We start from the raw sequence: 15,889 nt of genomic DNA, 5'->3' as shown, positions 1-15,889 counted from the left end.
GGGCAGCTTCAAGCTTCGAGCTTCAAGCCGCAAGTTCGTGGTTCGCCGGCTCAGCTTGCCGCTTGAGGCTTATAGCTGATGGCTAGCTGATAAGCTGTGTACTTACGGATATTGATGACGCCGGTGTCGAAGATCAGGTACTGGCCCTTGATGCCTTGCAGGGTACCCTCCACCACCGGCGTCTTGTCCAGATCGAAGCTGGTGATCTTGGCCAGGTAGGCCTGCACCGGGTAGCGGATCTCGATCGGCTCGATGTCGCTCACCGGCTGGATGGCCTGCAGGCCGAAGCGCTGCTGCAGCTCGCGCAGGCCCTCGGCGCAGTGGTCGAACAGCTGCTCGCGGATGGCTGCCAGGTCCAGCGGCTCGGCCTCGCCCTTGAGCAGGGCGCGCCAGTTGGTGCGGTCGGCCACCTGGCTGCGCAGCAGGTCTTCCACCAGCCCGGACTGCTGGCGCGTGGCCACCCGCAGGATCGGCAGCGCCTGGCGCGCGCCCTGGTCGATCCAGCGCGTCGGCACCTGGGTGGCGCGGGTGATGCCCACCTTCACACCCGAGGAGTTGGCCAGGTAGACCACGTGGTCGGTCATGCAGAAACGCTCGCCCCACGCAGGCTCGCGGCAGGTGCCTTCGTCGTAGTGGCACTTCTCCGGGCTGACGATGCAGCTGTCGCACTGCGCCAGCTTGGTGAAGCAGGGGTAGCAGTAGCCCTGGCTGAAGCTCTTCTTCGTCTTGCGCCCGCAATGGCAGCAGTGGATGGCGCCCAGGTATTCCAGGCGCAGCGTCCTGCCGATCAGCGGGTTGACCGCGATTTCCTCCTCGCCGAGGCGGAAGGCGTACTGCACGGGGCTTTCAAGGCGCGCCGACATCTTGCTCAGGGCGCCGCGTCCTAGCTCTTCCATCAAAGCCCGGCCATCAGTGCAGCGAATTGGACGAGAAGAGGATGTTGGGGATCGGCTCGGCGTGGGACTCGCACTCCTGCGGGCCCATGTAGCCGGTGCGCTGGTCCTCGGGCAGGTTCTGCAGCTCCCAGGCGATCATCGCCTGCAGGCACAGCTCCTTCTGCTCTTGGGTGAGCTTGCGGCCGTCCGGCCACTTGCCGATCTCCACGGCGAGCTTGAGGCTCTCGTAGATTTCCGGGGTGATGTTCTCGATGGTTTCGGCGAAGGACGACATGGGGCCGGCTCCTGCTGGGGGCAAAACCGGCATTCTACCGGGCCGGGCGGCCTGGCGCACGAACAGAGGTCAAACGGTGGCATGGACGTAGGGCGTATAACGCTCCGCGTTATACGCCGGTTGGCCGTGACCGCCGGCCTGCTCGCGGTCATGCGGGAAACCGATAACCCTGGTGCCGGTGATGAATTGGATGTTGCGGCGATGGGTATCGCTTCGCTCAACGCCATCCTACGGCGCCAAGGATCAGGCCTGGCGCCCGCGCGCCAGCATGCCGCCCAGCGCGCCGGTCAGGCAGCCGATCGCCAGCCCTCCGACGTGGGCGCCGTTGGCGATGGAGCCGAAGCCCAGCAGGTCGATGACGCCGGACAGGCACACCAGCAGCCAGATCAGCATCATCGCCACCACGCCCTTCGGCAGGCGGTAGGCCGGGGTCGGCGCCAGCAGCTGGAATATCCAGCAGTGCCCGAGCAGCCCGTAGAGCACGCCCGACAGGCCGCCGAACAGGCTCGGCCCGGAAGCCAGGTACTGCACGACGTTGGACACCAGGCCGAAGCCCAGGCTCAGGCCCAGCAGCATGACGCCGCCCTGGCGGTATTCGATGCGCCGGCCCAGTTCCCAGTACCACATGGCGTTCATCGCCAGGTGCAGCCAGCCGAAGTGGATCAGCATGGGCGTGAACAGGCGCCACCACTGCCCCGCCGCCAGGCCCTCGGCCAGCGGCTGGAACAGCACCCGGTCGCTGCCGACCAGCTGGAAGTCCTGGAAGGTGAACCAGCGCAGGGTGTCCGGGTTGCCGCCGAGCAGGGTCAGGGCGGCGACCGCGAAGGTCACCAGCAGCACCGCGGCGGTCACCTTGCTGGCCCGCACCTGGGCCAGGAAGCCCGGGCCGCGGCGCTGCGGCAAGGTACTGGAAGCCAGCTCGGGGTCGCCCTGCGGGTAGCGCCGGTAGAGGTCGCGCACCTGCTCGGCCAGGCTTTCGTCCGGCACCCAGAGCACCTGTTCGCCGGCCTCCTCGCTGACCCGGAAGGGCAGGTTCAGGCGTTGCAGCAGGCCGACGAAACCGGCGAGGTCCGCCGCCAGGGGCAGGCGCATGGCCACTACCGCGCTCACTCATCCTCTCCCGGACGCTTCACGTCCACCCAGACGAACTTGTCGCGCTGCAGGCGCGTTTCCTGGTCCAGCCGGTAGGCCACCAGCTTGCCGTACATGACCGCGCTGTAGTCCAGGCAGGCCAGGTTCGGGCGGATCGGCGCCGGCGTGCCGCGGCGCCAGTAGTGGCCGACGAACAGCAACGGCTGGTCGGCGCCGTAGCTCAGCAGGCTGGACTTCTGCTCGGCGCTCAGGCGCTCGGCGGCCACCTCGTCGGGCAGCGCGTCGGGCTGGAAGACGATGTCGCCGTAGGTCTCCGGCTCGCGGTCCTCTTCCCAGAACTTGGTGCGGAAGAACGCGCGGGTGAAGCCGTCGCTGCCGGTCAGGGTCATGCCGTTGGGCAGGCGCATGTCGGTGCCGCGCAGCAGGCGGTTGCACACCTGGTAGGCGAAGCTGCCGTGCTCGGCGGAGGACTGCAGGAAGGCCTCGTCGATGCGCCCGTCGGGGAACTGCCGGCGCAACGAATCGATCAGCTCGTTGTCCCAGCAGGCGTGGACCATGCGGAAGCGCCCGGCGTCGAGGAACAGCGGCAGGCGCCGGAACCAGCCGAGGAAGTCGCGCCAGTCGCCGGGGTGGCCCTCGAACTGGTCGAGGGTTTCCTGGATCAGCCGCGCGTGCCGCGGGGTGTGCTCACGCAGGTACTGGCGGCCGCTGCCCGGCGCTGCCGGGGTGGACCAGCCGAGCAGGTTGTACTCGTGGTTGCCCATGATGCACAGGGCCTCGCCGGCGGCGACCATGTCGTGCACCCGGTGCAGGGCCTCGCGGATGCGCGGGCCGCGGTCGACGATGTCGCCGAGGAACAGCGCCTGGCGCCGCGGGTGGCGCCAGACGCCGCCGTGCAACTGGTAGCCCAGCCGCTCCAGCAGGCGGTCGAGGGTGTGTGCGCAGCCGTGGACATCGCCGATCAGGTCGTAGCCACGGCCCGGGTCGAGTTCGCTCACTCGCTGCTCCCCAGCCGGCTGCCCCAGCCGAGCTTGGTCCGGCAGACCTCGTAGTAGTTGTGGTCGATCGGGTGGATCAGGCGCAGCTTCTGCGGCTTCTTGCTCACCGTGACCATGTCGCCCGGCGCGCAGGTGAAGTGGTTCTGCCCGTCGCAGGAGACCTGCGGGTAGATCTGCATGTTCGGCGACACCACTATCTTCAGCTCGCTGTTGCCGTCGACCACGATCGGCCGGCTCGACAGGGTGTGCGGGTACATCGGCACTATGACGATGGCGTCCAGCTTCGGATGCATGATCGGCCCGCCGGCGGACAGCGAGTAGGCGGTGGAGCCGGTGGGCGTGGCGACGATCAGGCCGTCGGCCTTCTGGCTGCAGACGAACTGGCCGTCGATGTGCAGCTCGAACTCGATCATCCGCGTCGACTTTCCGGGGTGCAGCACCACGTCGTTGAGCGCGTCGCCCTGGCCGATGGATTCGCCGTGGCGGCGCACCTGGGCGTCGAGCAGGAAGCGGCTTTCGACGATGTACTGGCCGCCGAGCACCTCGTCCACCTTGGTTTCCAGCTCGTCCGGGCGGATGTCGGTGAGGAAGCCCAGGCTGCCGCGGTTGATACCCAGCACCGGCACCTTGTGCCGGGCCAGCGCGCGCGCCGCGCCAAGCATGCTGCCGTCGCCGCCGACGACGACGACCAGGTCGCAGATCTCGCCCATGATCTTCCGCGAGCAGGTCTGCAGGCCGTGGCCGGGCAGCACTTCGGCGATGGTGTCCTCGAGGATCACGTGCAGGTGCCGCTCGGTCAGGAAGCGCTTCAGCCGGCGGATGGTTTCCAGCACCTGGGTGCTGCCGAGGCGGCCGATGATGCCGATGTTGCGAAAGGATTCCATGAGACTCCAGGCGGCGGGTGCGAGCGGGTAGTGCCCGGAATTATGGGGGAAACCCCCGAACAGCGGCAAACCCGCGCACCAGCGCGGGCGTTCGGCTAGGCTGCACGGATGAAGTCGACCGCCTACCTGCTCGCTGAGCTGCTAGCCGAACTGCGCCAACCCGCGGTACGCGACCTCGCCTGGACCCTGCTCGGCGAACCCCTGCTGGATGCCGGTGGCGCCCTGCCCCTGCGCCATCCGCTGGCGGCGAGCCGCTGGCTGGCCGAGCCGCGGCTGCTGGGCGACTGGCTGCGCGAACAGGAAAGGCACAGCGAAGCGTTGCAGGCCTGGTTGCAGAGTTCGCCGCAGCAGCGCCTGGGCCGCTACTATGAACGCCTCTGGCAGTTCGCCCTGCAGCAGGCCCCCGACCTGCGCCTGCTCGGCGCCAACCTGGCGGTGCGCGACAACGGCCACACCCTGGGCGAGCTGGACCTGCTGCTGGAGGACGACGACGGCCTGCACCACCTGGAGCTGGCCATCAAGCTCTACCTGGGCCCCAGCCGCGAAGGCCCGGAAGACTGGCTCGGCCCCGGCGCCGAAGACCGCCTGGCGAACAAGCTGCGCCACCTGCGCGAGCACCAGCTACCGCTCTCCTCCACCCCACGCGGCCGCGACCTGATCGCCGGTTTCAGCAGCGCCCCGGTGCAAGCCGCGCTCTGGCTGGGCGGCTACCTGTTCTACCCCTGGCCCGGCGAGTGCCCGGCGCCGGAGGGCGCCAACCCCGAGCACCTGAGCGGCTCCTGGCTGCACCGCAGTCACTGGCCGCTGTACCGCGCCCAGGGCACGGGGCGCTGGCAGCCGCTGCCACGCAGCGAATGGCTGGCTCCGGCGCGCAAGGCCGCCGAGCAGAGCTGGGCGCCGGAGCGCTTCGATGCCTGGCTGGAACAACTGCCGGCGGATGCCTTCCCGCAGTTGCTGGTGCGCCTGGAGGAACAACAGGGGGAATGGTGCGAGGCCGAACGGCTGTTCCTGGTCGGCGACCAGTGGCCGCGGGTGCATAACGGCTATTCCCACTGATGGCTGCCCGGAGCGGCGGGGTGGTTCCGTAGGATGGGTTGAGCGAAGCGATACCCATCGCCATGGCAGCATGGGTTTCGCAAGCTCAACCCATCCTACGAAGAGCATCTCGGCGCGGTCGGCAAGACAGTCACGCCTACAACCGTGCCCTACGTGTTCGCCGTGGAGTACGGCCTACACCTGTAAGCGGGCCCTGCCCGCGATTCCGCGCGCAGGGCGCGCGAATGACGTGGGTGGGTCGTAGGAGCGGATCTTATCCGCGACCCGCGCCGATCTATCCGTCTGGCGCGAACGAATACCCTATGACAATCGCCCCAAACGCTCTTCCATCGCCCGCCTACCCTGCAGGCCGCCGCTGTGCACGGCGACCAGGCGGCTGCCGCGGGGTATCCGCCCAGCGCTTACCTCATCATGCAGGACCAGCAGCAGCTTGCCGGTGTACAGCGGCTCCAGCGGCACGCCGGTTGCGGCCTCGAAGTCAGCCATGAAGCGCACCAGCCCGGCATCCACCTTGCCGAAGCCGCCGCGGCTAGCGTCCAGCAGGCGATAACCGCCATCGGCATGCCCCGCCTCGGCCAGCAGCCGTGGCAACATGGCTTCCACGCCATGGCCAGGCGGCACCGCCAGGGCGCCGATCAGCGGGTGCATGCTCTGCTCGCCCAGCACCAGCCCGGCCAAAGTGGTGCCAGTGCCACAGGCGGCCCAGAGCTGGTCGTAGCCGTTCCAGCCGATGCCCGGCAATTGCTCACGCAGCTGCTCCACCAACGGCGCACAACCCAGCGCGCCGGGCAAACCGCCGCCGCCCTCGTCCACCGCCAGCAGGCGCGGGTAACGTTCGCGCCAGGGCGCCCAGAAGCCTTCGGCATGGCGCTCGCGGTAGCCGGCGTAGCCGAGCCAGTGCAGTTGCATGCCCCAGGCGCGCAGGTCGCGCACCGTGGGCGTGTCCTGTTCGTTTCCGCGCAGCAGGCCGACGGTGGCGAAGCCGAAGCGCTGGCCGGCGGCGGCCAGGGCGTGCAGGTGGTTGGAATGGGCGCCGCCCAGGCTGATCAGGCCTTCCAGGCCCTGTTCGGCGGCCTGGCGCAGGTAGGGCGCCAGCTTGAACCACTTGTTGCCGGACACCCGCTCGTCGACCTGGTCCAGACGCAACAGTGCCAGCTCGACGCCAGCTTGTTCCAGCCAGTCGAGGCGCAGCTGTTGCAAGGGAGGTAGCGGGCGCCAGTCGGGGAATCGCAGGGCAGCCACCTAGCCCGCGGTCACGCCACGCAGGCCGCCGCTGGTCTTGTGCCGGGCGCAGCAGTTGCTGTCGCCGTCGACGAAGCGGCCCGGGGTATCCACGCGGTCGACCGGCAGCGCGCAGCGTTCGCCGTTGGACAGGCGGCCGTCGCAGGTCGGCTGCTGGTAGTGGGCCAGCCACTGGCAATACTGGGCTTCGGAGACGAAGCATTTGGCGGCGGCGTAGGCCATGGGGTTTTCCTGGTAGCGCGGGATGTCCTGCAGCGGAATGGTCAGGTGCCCGGCGCCGGGATGATAGACCACGAAGATCACCCCGAGCGAGGTCAGCTTCTCCAACAGCGCATCGCTCTGCGCCCGCGCCGCCTGGGCAGCCAGCTCGCGGCGCAGGGCCTCGTTGTCCTGCTGCAGCTGGCGGTCCAGTTCGTTGCGGTAGCTCAGCTCGGCATCGCGCAGCGCCAACTGTTCCTTGTACTGGGCGATCACCGCCGCGACCTTCGCATCGGCCTCGCCCTCGAACTGCGTGCGCAGCTCTTCCAGTTCCGCGCGCCCCTGCTGCTCGATGCTGCGCAGTTGCGCGGTCAGTTCCTCGCGGCCGCGCTGGAAGCCGTCCACCCGCTCATCCAGCTCGCGGCGCAGGCCGGCATTGATTTCTTCCTCGCGCTTGAGCCCCTCGCGCAGCGCGGCCAGTTCGGCCTGCAGCACCTTGACCTGTTCCTCGGCGCCCAGGCGCAGGCGCTGCAGCTCCTGCTCGTGCTGCTGGCTCAGGCTGGACAGGCGCGAGGCCTGCTGGCCGAGCAGCTCGGCGGTCTTCTGCCGATGTTCCTCCAGCATCGCCTGGGCCAGCTTCTCGGCCTGCTCCTGCGGGTCCTGCGCCGGCGTCGCGTACCACTGGTGCTCGGCGGCCACCTTCAGGCGCTGCGGCTCGACGGCGGCGGGCTCCTCCTCGACCAGCAGGCCGAGGTGGTTGCGCCGGATCGCGTCGCGCAGCATCACCAGGTGGTTGTTGCCCGTCACCAGGCTCGGGTCCCACAGGTGCATCTGGTGCCAGGACACCGGGCATTGGCTGCGGCAGGCCAGGCGGATCGGCCCGGCGCCCATGTCCGGGCCGCGCCCGGCGCGGTCGGCGAGCTGGCGCAGCGGCAGGTTCCAGCCGCGGTCGGCCTCGCCGTTCTCGTCGAAATCCAGGTAGAAGAACACCGCGGCCTTGACCTGCAGGCGCCCGTTGATCAGCACATAGGCCAGGCGCATCTGCCGGTCGGCGAACTCGTGCATCTGCACGACGTTGTCGAGCAGGGCCTCGAATTCGGGATAGAGCATCTGCTTGCAGATGCCTCGCTCATCGAAGAAGGCCACGGCCTCGACCATCTGAGGCTTTTTCTGCAGGCTCATGACGGGACCTCTGGACTGTCGCGAACAGGGTTGGGCCCGCAGAGGGGCCGGCAGCCGGGCTTCGAACGCACCGCTGCCGGGGCAAGTCTAGGGGAAATAGTGACGCAGGCGATGTGACTGGGTTGGCAGTCACTCGGCAGGCTGTAAGAAGGCGACGTACGACAGACAGAAAACTGTGACGGGCTCCGCCCTTTGCCGCCCGGACAGCGCATCCGGGCGGCAAAGGCAAGGGATCAGAGTTCGGCGGCCAGGCGCGAGCCCTGGTTGATGGCGCGCTTGGCGTCCAGCTCGGCGGCCACGTCGGCGCCGCCGATCAGGTGCACCTTCTGCCCCGCGGCGACCAGGCCGTCGTGCAGCTCGCGCAGCGGCTCCTGGCCGGCGCAGACGATCACGGTGTCCACCGGCAGCACCTGCGGCTCGCCCTCGGCGATGCGGATGTGCAGCCCGGCGTCGTCGACCTTGAGGTACTCCACGCTGTTGAGCATCTGCACCCGCTTGTTCTTCAGCCCGGTGCGGTGAATCCAGCCGGTGGTCTTGCCCAGGCCGTCGCCGACCTTGGACTTCTTGCGCTGCAACAGGAACACCTGGCGCGCCGCGGCATGCGGGTGCGGCTGGATGCCGGCGACGCCGCCGCGGGCTTCCAGGTTCTCGTCGATGCCCCACTCCTTCCAGAAGGCGTGGCGATCCAGGCTGGTGGATTCGCCGTCATGGGTGACGTACTCGGAGACGTCGAAGCCGATGCCGCCGGCGCCGATCACCGCCACCTTCTGCCCCACCGGCTTGCGCTCGAGGATGGCGTCCAGGTAGCTGATCACCTTCGGGCTGTCGATGCCGGGGATGGCCGGGGTGCGCGGGACGATGCCGGTGGCCAGGAGGATCTCGTCGAAGCCGCCCTTGGCCAGGTCGTCGACCGACACGCGAGTGTTCAGGCGCAGGTCGACGCCGGTGGTCTCCAGCTTGCGCTTGAAGTAGCGCAGGGTCTCGTAGAACTCTTCCTTGCCCGGCACGCGTTTGGCCACGTTGAACTGTCCGCCGATCTCGCCGCCGGCGTCGAACAGCGTCACTTGGTGGCCACGCTCGGCGGCCACGGTGGCGGCGGCCAGGCCGGCCGGGCCGGCGCCGACCACGGCGACCTTCTTCACGTGGGTGGTGGGGATGTAGTTCAGCTCGGTCTCGTGGCAGGCGCGCGGGTTGACCAGGCAACTGGTCAGCTTGCCGCCGAAGGTATGGTCCAGGCAGGCCTGGTTGCAGCCGATGCAGGTGTTGATCTCGTCCGCGCGGCCTTCGGCGGCCTTGTTGACGAAGTCCGGGTCGGCGAGGAACGGCCGGGCCATGGAGACCATGTCGGCGTCGCCCTCGGCCAGCACCTGCTCGGCCACTTCCGGGGTGTTGATGCGGTTGGTGGTGACCAGCGGGATGCCCACCTCGCCGCGCAGCTTGGCGGTGACCTTGGTGAAGGCCGCGCGCGGCACCTTGGTGGCGATGGTCGGGATGCGCGCCTCGTGCCAGCCGATGCCGGTGTTGATCAGGGTGGCGCCGGCCTGCTCGATGGCCTTGGCCAGCAGGACGATCTCGTCCCAGGTACTGCCGCCTTCCACCAGGTCGAGCATCGACAGGCGGTAGATGATGATGAAGTTCGGCCCCACCGCCTCGCGCACGCGGCGGACGATCTCCACCGGCAGGCGCATGCGGTTCTCGTAGCTGCCGCCCCAGCGGTCGGTGCGCTGGTTGGTGTGGGCGACCAGGAACTGGTTGATGAAGTAGCCTTCCGAACCCATGATCTCGACGCCGTCGTAGCCGGCCTGCTGGGCCAGGGCCGAGCAGGTGACGAAGTCCTGGATCTGCTTCTGGATGCCCTCCTCGTCCAGCTCGCGCGGCTTGAACGGGTTGATCGGCGCCTGGATGGCGCTGGGCGCCACGGATTTCGGGCTGTAGGCATAGCGCCCGGCGTGGAGGATCTGCATGCAGATCTTGCCGCCGGCCTCGTGCACCGCCTGGGTGACGACCTTGTGCTTCTCGGCCTCCTCGGCGGTGGTCAGCTTGGCCGCGCCGGCGTACACGCCGCCTTCCTCGTTCGGGCCGATGCCGCCGGTGACCATCAGGCCGACGCCGCCGCGGGCGCGCTCGGCGAAATAGGCGGCCATGCGTTCGAAGCCGTTGGGCTTCTCTTCCAGGCCGGTGTGCATCGAGCCCATCAGGGTGCGGTTGCGCAGGGTGGTGAAGCCCAGGTCCAGGGGCGCGAGCAGGTGCGGGTAGCGGGCGGCGGTCATGATTCCTCCACATCGGGCATGGTGCCGGGGCCTCGGACGGGCCACGGTCGGTATGGGGCAGACTCTAAGCAGCGCCCCGGGCGCGCTCAATGACCGGAAATGACAACTTACTGATCGAAGATGACAGCACCGCTTGGCAAGCCGGCGCCGCTCCCCTACCCTGACGGCCAGTCCCGGAGCCCCGCATGCGCAAGCTGACATTCCTTATCCTGGTCACCCTCTTCGCCGCCTACGCCGGCTGGGCCGAGCGCCGCCCGGTGGGCCACTACCTGTCCGACCTGCGCAGCCAGGTGGTGCTCAACCAGGGCGCGCCTTCCGAACGCGGCAACCTGCTGGGCGTGCAGCCCGAGCTCTACGCCCCCGACTACCAGAACGTCGAGCGCCTGCGCCTGAAGCTTGCGGCCTACCTGGAGAAGGCCCGCAGCGAGGGCCTGCTCGGCCCGCGCACGGTGGTGGTGTTCCCCGAGCACATTGGCACCTGGCTGGTGGCCGCCGGCGAGAAGCCCGAGGTCTACCAGGCCCGGCACCTGGCCGAGGCCATGCAGTGGATGGCCGTCAGCAACCCGGTGAAGCTGGCCCGCGGCTGGCTCATCGCCAAAGGCCGCGACCGCTTCACCGACGCCCTGTTCCGCATGAAGGCGGTGGACATGGCCCACGACTACCAGACGCTGTTCGGCGGCCTGGCCCGGCAGTTCGGCGTCACCCTGGTAGCCGGCTCCATCGTCCTGCCCAACCCCAAGGTGGAGGACGGCGTGCTGGTCACCGGCAACGGCAGCCTGTACAACGCCAGCCTGGTGTTCGGCAGCGACGGCAAGCCGCTGGGCCAGCCGCAGCGCAAGGTCTTCCCCATCGACGACGAGAAGCCCTTCATCCGCGCCGGCCACAGCGACAACCTGCAGGTGCTGGACACCCCGGCCGGGCGCCTGGGCGTGCTGATCTGCGCCGACAGCTGGTACCCGATCAACTACGCGGTGCTGGCCTCGGAAAAGGTCGAGCTGCTGGCGGTGCCCGCCTTCCTCACCGGCAACGGCCAGTGGCAGCAGCCCTGGCGCGGCTACAACGGCGCGCGCACGCCTTCCGACGTGCAGCTCAAGCCCGGTGAGCTGAGCGAAGGCCAGGCCTGGCAACAGCTGGCCCTCGGCGGGCGCCTGGCCGCCAGCGGCGCCCAGGCCGGCATCGCGGTGTTCCTCCGCGGGCAGCTGTGGGACCTGGGCAGCTCCGGCCCCGGTCTGGTGGTCGACCGAGGCGGCCAGCAGCTCGCCGAAGACGGCCCCGGCGCGCGCCTGATCAACCTCTGGCTGTGACCATGAAGCAACCGGGCATGCGGCTGGGCGACCTCTCCATAGGCTTCGTCCACGGCCTGGCCGACGCCCTGGAAGACCGCGGCGTGCCGGCGCAGCCGCTGCTGCTGCAGTACGGGCTGGACGCGGCGCGCTTCGCCGAACCCGGCGGGCGCCTGTCGATCCCGCGCTACATGCGCCTGGGCCACGCGGCCATCCAGCTCAGCGGCGACCCCGCCCTGGGCCTGCGCATGGGCCAGTTCAGCCGCATCCAGCAACTCGGCCTGCCCGGCGTCACAGCCGCCCTGGCCCCCGACCTGCGCGCCGCCAGCCGCGCGCTGATCCGCTTCGAACCGCTCTACGCGCAGAATTACCGCGGCCGCTCCAGCCTGGCCGAGGATGCCGGCGGCGCCTGGCTGAGCTTCTATTCCATCAGCCCGTACAACGCCTACAACCGCTTCGTGGTGGATTCGGTGCTGGCCGGCTGGCTCAGCTACCTGGCGCGCATCGCCGGGCAGCCGCTGCGCCCGCTCCGGGTGGAGATCGAGTACCCGGCGCCGGACTACGCGGCCCGCTACGAGGAATTCTTCGGCTGCCCGGTGGAGTTCGCCGCCGGTGCCAACCGCCTGCGCCTGGACCAGGCCAGCCTGGCCCTGGGCAACCGCGAGCACTGCCCCAGCACCTGGCGGCAGATGCAGGAAATCTGCGAGAAGGAACTGGAGCTGCGCACCCGCACGCGCACCCTGCGCGAGCGCGTGGTGCAACTGCTGGGGCCGCTGCTCAACGGCCGCGAGCCGGACCTGGAAGAGGTCGCCGCGCGCCTCAAGCTGCCGACCTGGACGCTGCGCCGCAAGCTGGCCGAGGAAGGCACGCAGTTCCGCAGCATCCTCAACGAGACGCGCCGCGATCTGGCGATGATCTACATCCGCGACACCGACCTGGCCTTCGGCGAGATCGCCTACCTGCTCGGCTTCGCCTCGGCCGAGGCCTTCCAGCGCGCCTTCAAGCGCTGGAGCGGCCAGCCGCCGGGGGAATACCGCCGCGCGCAGCGGCAGGCCGGCTGATCACATCTCGGTGGCGTCGTCCGCCGGCTCCGGCGGATCGCACTCGGCGCGGTGCTCTTCGAGCAGTTCTTCCTGGTAGTCGTCCATGGCTGCCTCCCATCGCGTTCGACAAGGTCATGGATGCAGCCTAGACGGCGTGGATGAAGCGCACATGACCGAGGACTTTTCCCGGCGCAATGAAAAAGCCCCCAGGCATGGCTGCCTGAGGGCTTGGAATATGGCGCAGCGGACGGGACTCGAACCCGCGACCCCCGGCGTGACAGGCCGGTATTCTAACCGACTGAACTACCGCTGCGCGTCGGCTGGACTTGCGTCCAAGGGTGTTACGGCCTTCCATCCTGCCTGTCGCTACGGAGCCTTGACTCTACGTGGCGGCGAGTTCGGGGTGATGAACTCCAGGAGGGGGAAGATGGCGCAGCGGACGGGACTCGAACCCGCGACCCCCGGCGTGACAGGCCGGTATTCTAACCGACTGAACTACCGCTGCGCGTAACTTGCGAGATGGTGGGTGATGACGGGATCGAACCGCCGACCCTCTGCTTGTAAGGCAGATGCTCTCCCAGCTGAGCTAATCACCCTTCGTCTCGAAGTGGGGCGCATTCTACCGGCGGCATTTCCTAAGTCAATGCCCTGATTGGATTTTTTTTGAAATTTCGCGTTTTGGGGGGAACGCGGGAAGCCAGCTGCCTTTGGGGTTGGGTGTAGCGCGCCGCTGCGAGCATCCGCTTTCCGGGTGCGTCGAGCTCAACCGCGACGCCGGGCATGAGTCTGGTGTAACGGCGGATAACCGCGAACGGTTATTCGCCCTACGCCAGGCTCGACCTTGGTAGGGCGCATAACGCCTACGGCGTTATCCGCCGTTTGACCTCGATCCCAGGCGCGCTTCGGGGACGGTCACGGAGCACTGCTTTCCGGGCGCTTCGAGCCCGACCGCGACGCCGGGCATAAGCTCTGTGAAACGGCGGATAACCGCGAACGGTTATTCGCCCTACGCCAGGCTCGACCTTGGCGTAGGGCGCATAACGCCTACGGCGTTATCCGCCGCTTGACGTCGATCCCAGGCGCGCTTCGGGGACGGTCACGGAGCACTGCTTTCCGGGCGCTTCGAGCCCGACCGCGACGCCGGGCATAAGCTCTGTGAAACGGCGGATAACCGCGAACGGTTATTCGCCCTACGCCAGTCTCGACCTTGGCGTAGGGCGCATAACGCCTAGGGCGTTATCCGCCGTTTGACCTCGATCCCAGGCGCGCTTCGGGGACGGTCACGGAGCACTGCTTTCCGGGCGCTTCGAGCCCGACCGCGACGCCGGGCATGAGTCTGGTGTAACGGCGGATAACCGCGAACGGTTATTCGCCCTACGCCAGGCTCGACCTTGGCGTAGGGCGCATAACGCCTACGGCGTTATCCGCCGTTTGACCTCGATCCCAGGCGCGCTTCGGAGACGGTCACGGAGCCCCCCCGACCTCAGTCGAGATAGATCATCTTGCGCGTCATGCCGCCGTCGACGACGAACTCCTGGCCGGTGACGAAGCCGGCGTTGTCGCCCAGCAGCCAGGCCACCAGTGCAGCGACATCTTCCACCGTGCCGACGCGGCCGACCGGGTGCTGGTCGTGGTCCAGCTCGGTGAGCGGCGCCGCCTGGCGCTCGTGGAGGTCGCGGGCGTCTATCCAGCCGGGGCTGACCGCGTTGACGCGGATTTCCGGGCCCAGGCTCATGGCCAGCGCGTGGGTCAGGGCGAGGATGCCGCCCTTGCTCGCCGCGTAGGCTTCGGAGCTGCGCTCGGACTGGTGCGCGCGGGTCGAGGCGATGTTGACGATGCTGCCCTGGTGCGCCCGCAGGTAGGGCGCGCAGTGCTTGGCCAGCAGCATCGGGCCGCTGAGGTTCACCGCCAGGGTGCGGTTCCACTCGTTGAGCGTCAGGCTCTCCAGCGACGTGACGCCCGGGCGGGCGATGGCCGCGTTGCACACCAGGGCGTCGAGGCGGCCGAACTGCCCGAGCACCTCCGCCACGGTCTGCGCCACCTGGCTTTCCTGGGCTACGTCCAGGGCGATGAACCAGGCCTTGTCGCCCAGCGCCTCGGCGACCTTGGCGCCGCGCTCGCGGTCCTGGTCGACCAGCACCACCTGCCAGCCCTCGGCGATCAGCCAGGCGCTGATCCCCAGGCCGATGCCCCGCGCCGCGCCGGTGACCAGCGCGACCTTGCCGTTGCCGATGATCGCTGCCAGGTCGCTCACAGTGCCGCCAGGCCTCGTGCCAGGTCCTTCTTGATGTCGTCGACGTCCTCCAGGCCCACCGCGACGCGGATCAGGTTGTCGCGGATGCCGGCGTTCTCGCGCTCCTGCGGCGACAGGCGGCCGTGGGAGGTGGTCGCCGGGTGGGCGATGGTGGTCTTGGTGTCACCCAGGTTGGTGGTGATGGAGATCATCCGGGTGGCGTCGATGAAGCGCCAGGCCGCGGCCTTGTCGCCCTTCACCTCGAAGCTGACCACCGCGCCGAAGCCCTTCTGCTGCTGCTTGGCCAGCTCGTGCTGCGGGTGGCTGGCCAGGCCGGCGTAGTAGACGCGCTCGATGCCCGGCTGTTGTTCCAGCCACTCGGCCACGTCCTGGGCCGCGGCACAATGCGCCTGCATGCGCACGCGCAGGGTTTCCAGGCCCTTGAGGAAGATCCAGGCGTTGAACGGGCTCAGTGTCGGGCCGGCGGTGCGCAGGAAACCGACCACGCCCTCCATCAGCTTGCGGCTGCCGGCGACCACGCCGCCCATGCTGCGGCCCTGGCCGTCGATGTACTTGGTCGCCGAGTGGATCACCACGTCCGCGCCGAGCTTCAGCGGCTGCTGCAGCGCCGGGGTGCAGAAGCAGTTGTCCACCGCCAGCAGCGCGCCGTGGGCGTGGGCGATCTCGGCCAGGGCGGCGATGTCCACCAGCTCGGCCAGGGGGTTGGACGGCGACTCGACGAACAGCAGCTTGGTGTTCGGCTTGATCGCCGCTTCCCAGGCCTTGAGGTCGCTCAGCGGCGGGTAGTCCACCTGCACGCCGAAGCGCTTGAAGTACTTCTCGAACAGGCTGATGGTCGAGCCGAACACGCTGCGCGAGACCAGCACGTGGTCGCCGGCGCTGCAGTGGGTCATCACCAGCGAGAGGATGGCCGACATACCGGTGGAGGTGGCCACCGCCTGCTCGGCGCCTTCCAGGGCGGCGATGCGCTCCTCGAAGGTGCGCACCGTCGGGTTGGTGTAGCGCGAGTAGACGTTGCCCGGCACTTCGCCGGCGAAGCGCGCGGCGGCGTCGGCGGCGCTGCGGAACACGTAGCTGGAGGTGGGGAACAGCGCTTCGCCGTGCTCCGCCTCCGGGGTGCGTTGCTGCCCGGCGCGTACCGCCAGGGTGTCGAAGGCGGCGCCTTCCAGGTCACTGTCCAGGCGACCGGCTTCCCATTCCTGTGCCATCCCCTGCTC

Annotated in this window: 13 protein-coding genes and 3 tRNA genes; 3 read left to right on the top strand and 13 right to left on the bottom strand. The window is 68.8% G+C overall.

All coding sequences use genetic code 11. The features are described 5' to 3' along the window. Positions 1-50 precede the first annotated feature (50 nt). From PcP3B5_RS08850 to PcP3B5_RS08830, 5 genes are all read right to left on the bottom strand, one after another. The gene (locus tag PcP3B5_RS08850; RefSeq protein WP_061561045.1) at positions 51-896 is read right to left on the bottom strand and encodes a DUF2797 domain-containing protein; all 846 of its coding nucleotides are present in this window, start codon (positions 894-896) and stop codon (positions 51-53) included. 13 nt (positions 897-909) lie between these two features. Next, a complete protein-coding gene (locus PcP3B5_RS08845) occupies positions 910-1,170 on the bottom strand; it encodes a YeaC family protein (RefSeq protein WP_009621084.1) in 261 nt (86 codons plus the stop codon). 243 nt (positions 1,171-1,413) lie between these two features. Then, a complete protein-coding gene (locus tag PcP3B5_RS08840; protein WP_061561044.1) occupies positions 1,414-2,280 on the bottom strand; it encodes a rhomboid family intramembrane serine protease in 867 nt (288 codons plus the stop codon). Further along, positions 2,277-3,260 carry a metallophosphoesterase gene (locus PcP3B5_RS08835; protein ID WP_061561043.1) on the bottom strand — a complete coding sequence of 328 codons (984 nt, stop codon included), beginning with the start codon at positions 3,258-3,260 and terminating at the stop codon, positions 2,277-2,279. The genes PcP3B5_RS08840 and PcP3B5_RS08835 overlap by 4 nt, the downstream gene beginning before the upstream one ends. Next, positions 3,257-4,144 carry an NAD(+) kinase gene (locus PcP3B5_RS08830; RefSeq protein WP_009621081.1) on the bottom strand — a complete coding sequence of 296 codons (888 nt, stop codon included), beginning with the start codon at positions 4,142-4,144 and terminating at the stop codon, positions 3,257-3,259. Before PcP3B5_RS08830 ends, PcP3B5_RS08835 begins: the two co-directional genes overlap by 4 nt. A 108-nt stretch (positions 4,145-4,252) precedes the next feature. Between PcP3B5_RS08830 and PcP3B5_RS08825 the strand changes: the two genes are divergently transcribed. Then, a complete protein-coding gene (locus tag PcP3B5_RS08825; protein ID WP_061561042.1) occupies positions 4,253-5,200 on the top strand; it encodes a DUF1853 family protein in 948 nt (315 codons plus the stop codon). Positions 5,201-5,500: 300 nt separating this feature from the next. Here the strand turns inward: PcP3B5_RS08825 and PcP3B5_RS08820 are convergent, their stop codons facing one another. The 3 genes from PcP3B5_RS08820 to PcP3B5_RS08810 form a co-directional block, all read right to left on the bottom strand. Further along, entirely contained in the window at positions 5,501-6,400 is a 900-nt protein-coding gene (locus PcP3B5_RS08820) for a 1-aminocyclopropane-1-carboxylate deaminase/D-cysteine desulfhydrase (RefSeq protein ID WP_061561041.1), read from the bottom strand. A 42-nt stretch (positions 6,401-6,442) separates the two neighbouring features. Continuing rightward, entirely contained in the window at positions 6,443-7,822 is a 1,380-nt protein-coding gene (locus PcP3B5_RS08815; RefSeq protein WP_061561040.1) for a hypothetical protein, read from the bottom strand. 233 nt (positions 7,823-8,055) lie between these two features. Continuing rightward, the gene (locus PcP3B5_RS08810; protein ID WP_061561039.1) at positions 8,056-10,092 is read right to left on the bottom strand and encodes an NADPH-dependent 2,4-dienoyl-CoA reductase; all 2,037 of its coding nucleotides are present in this window, start codon (positions 10,090-10,092) and stop codon (positions 8,056-8,058) included. A gap of 185 nt (positions 10,093-10,277) precedes the next feature. Between PcP3B5_RS08810 and PcP3B5_RS08805 the strand changes: the two genes are divergently transcribed. Continuing rightward, positions 10,278-11,396, top strand: coding sequence for a carbon-nitrogen hydrolase family protein (locus tag PcP3B5_RS08805; RefSeq protein WP_009621074.1), 1,119 nt, complete (start codon positions 10,278-10,280; stop codon positions 11,394-11,396). Between the two features lie 2 nt (positions 11,397-11,398). Further along, positions 11,399-12,436 carry an AraC family transcriptional regulator gene (locus tag PcP3B5_RS08800; RefSeq protein WP_009621073.1) on the top strand — a complete coding sequence of 346 codons (1,038 nt, stop codon included), beginning with the start codon at positions 11,399-11,401 and terminating at the stop codon, positions 12,434-12,436. A 218-nt stretch (positions 12,437-12,654) separates the two neighbouring features. Here the strand turns inward: PcP3B5_RS08800 and PcP3B5_RS08795 are convergent. The 5 genes from PcP3B5_RS08795 to PcP3B5_RS08775 all read right to left on the bottom strand — a co-directional run bounded on the left by PcP3B5_RS08795 (position 12,655) and on the right by PcP3B5_RS08775 (position 15,880). Continuing rightward, a tRNA-Asp gene (locus tag PcP3B5_RS08795) sits at positions 12,655-12,731 on the bottom strand. 115 nt (positions 12,732-12,846) lie between these two features. Further along, positions 12,847-12,923, bottom strand: a tRNA-Asp gene (locus PcP3B5_RS08790). 15 nt (positions 12,924-12,938) lie between these two features. Beyond that, positions 12,939-13,014: transfer RNA gene (locus PcP3B5_RS08785), tRNA-Val, on the bottom strand. A gap of 887 nt (positions 13,015-13,901) precedes the next feature. Beyond that, positions 13,902-14,663: an SDR family oxidoreductase gene (locus PcP3B5_RS08780; protein WP_145923974.1), complete on the bottom strand. Its 762-nt coding sequence runs from the start codon at positions 14,661-14,663 to the stop codon at positions 13,902-13,904. Positions 14,664-14,668: 5 nt separating this feature from the next. Then, positions 14,669-15,880, bottom strand: coding sequence for an O-succinylhomoserine sulfhydrylase (locus PcP3B5_RS08775; protein ID WP_061561037.1), 1,212 nt, complete (start codon positions 15,878-15,880; stop codon positions 14,669-14,671). Between the last annotated feature and the right edge of the window lie 9 nt (positions 15,881-15,889).

This window comes from Pseudomonas citronellolis, from assembly GCF_001586155.1.
GTDB lineage: Bacteria > Pseudomonadota > Gammaproteobacteria > Pseudomonadales > Pseudomonadaceae > Pseudomonas > Pseudomonas citronellolis.
This window is presented reverse-complemented; position numbering and strand designations above follow the sequence as displayed.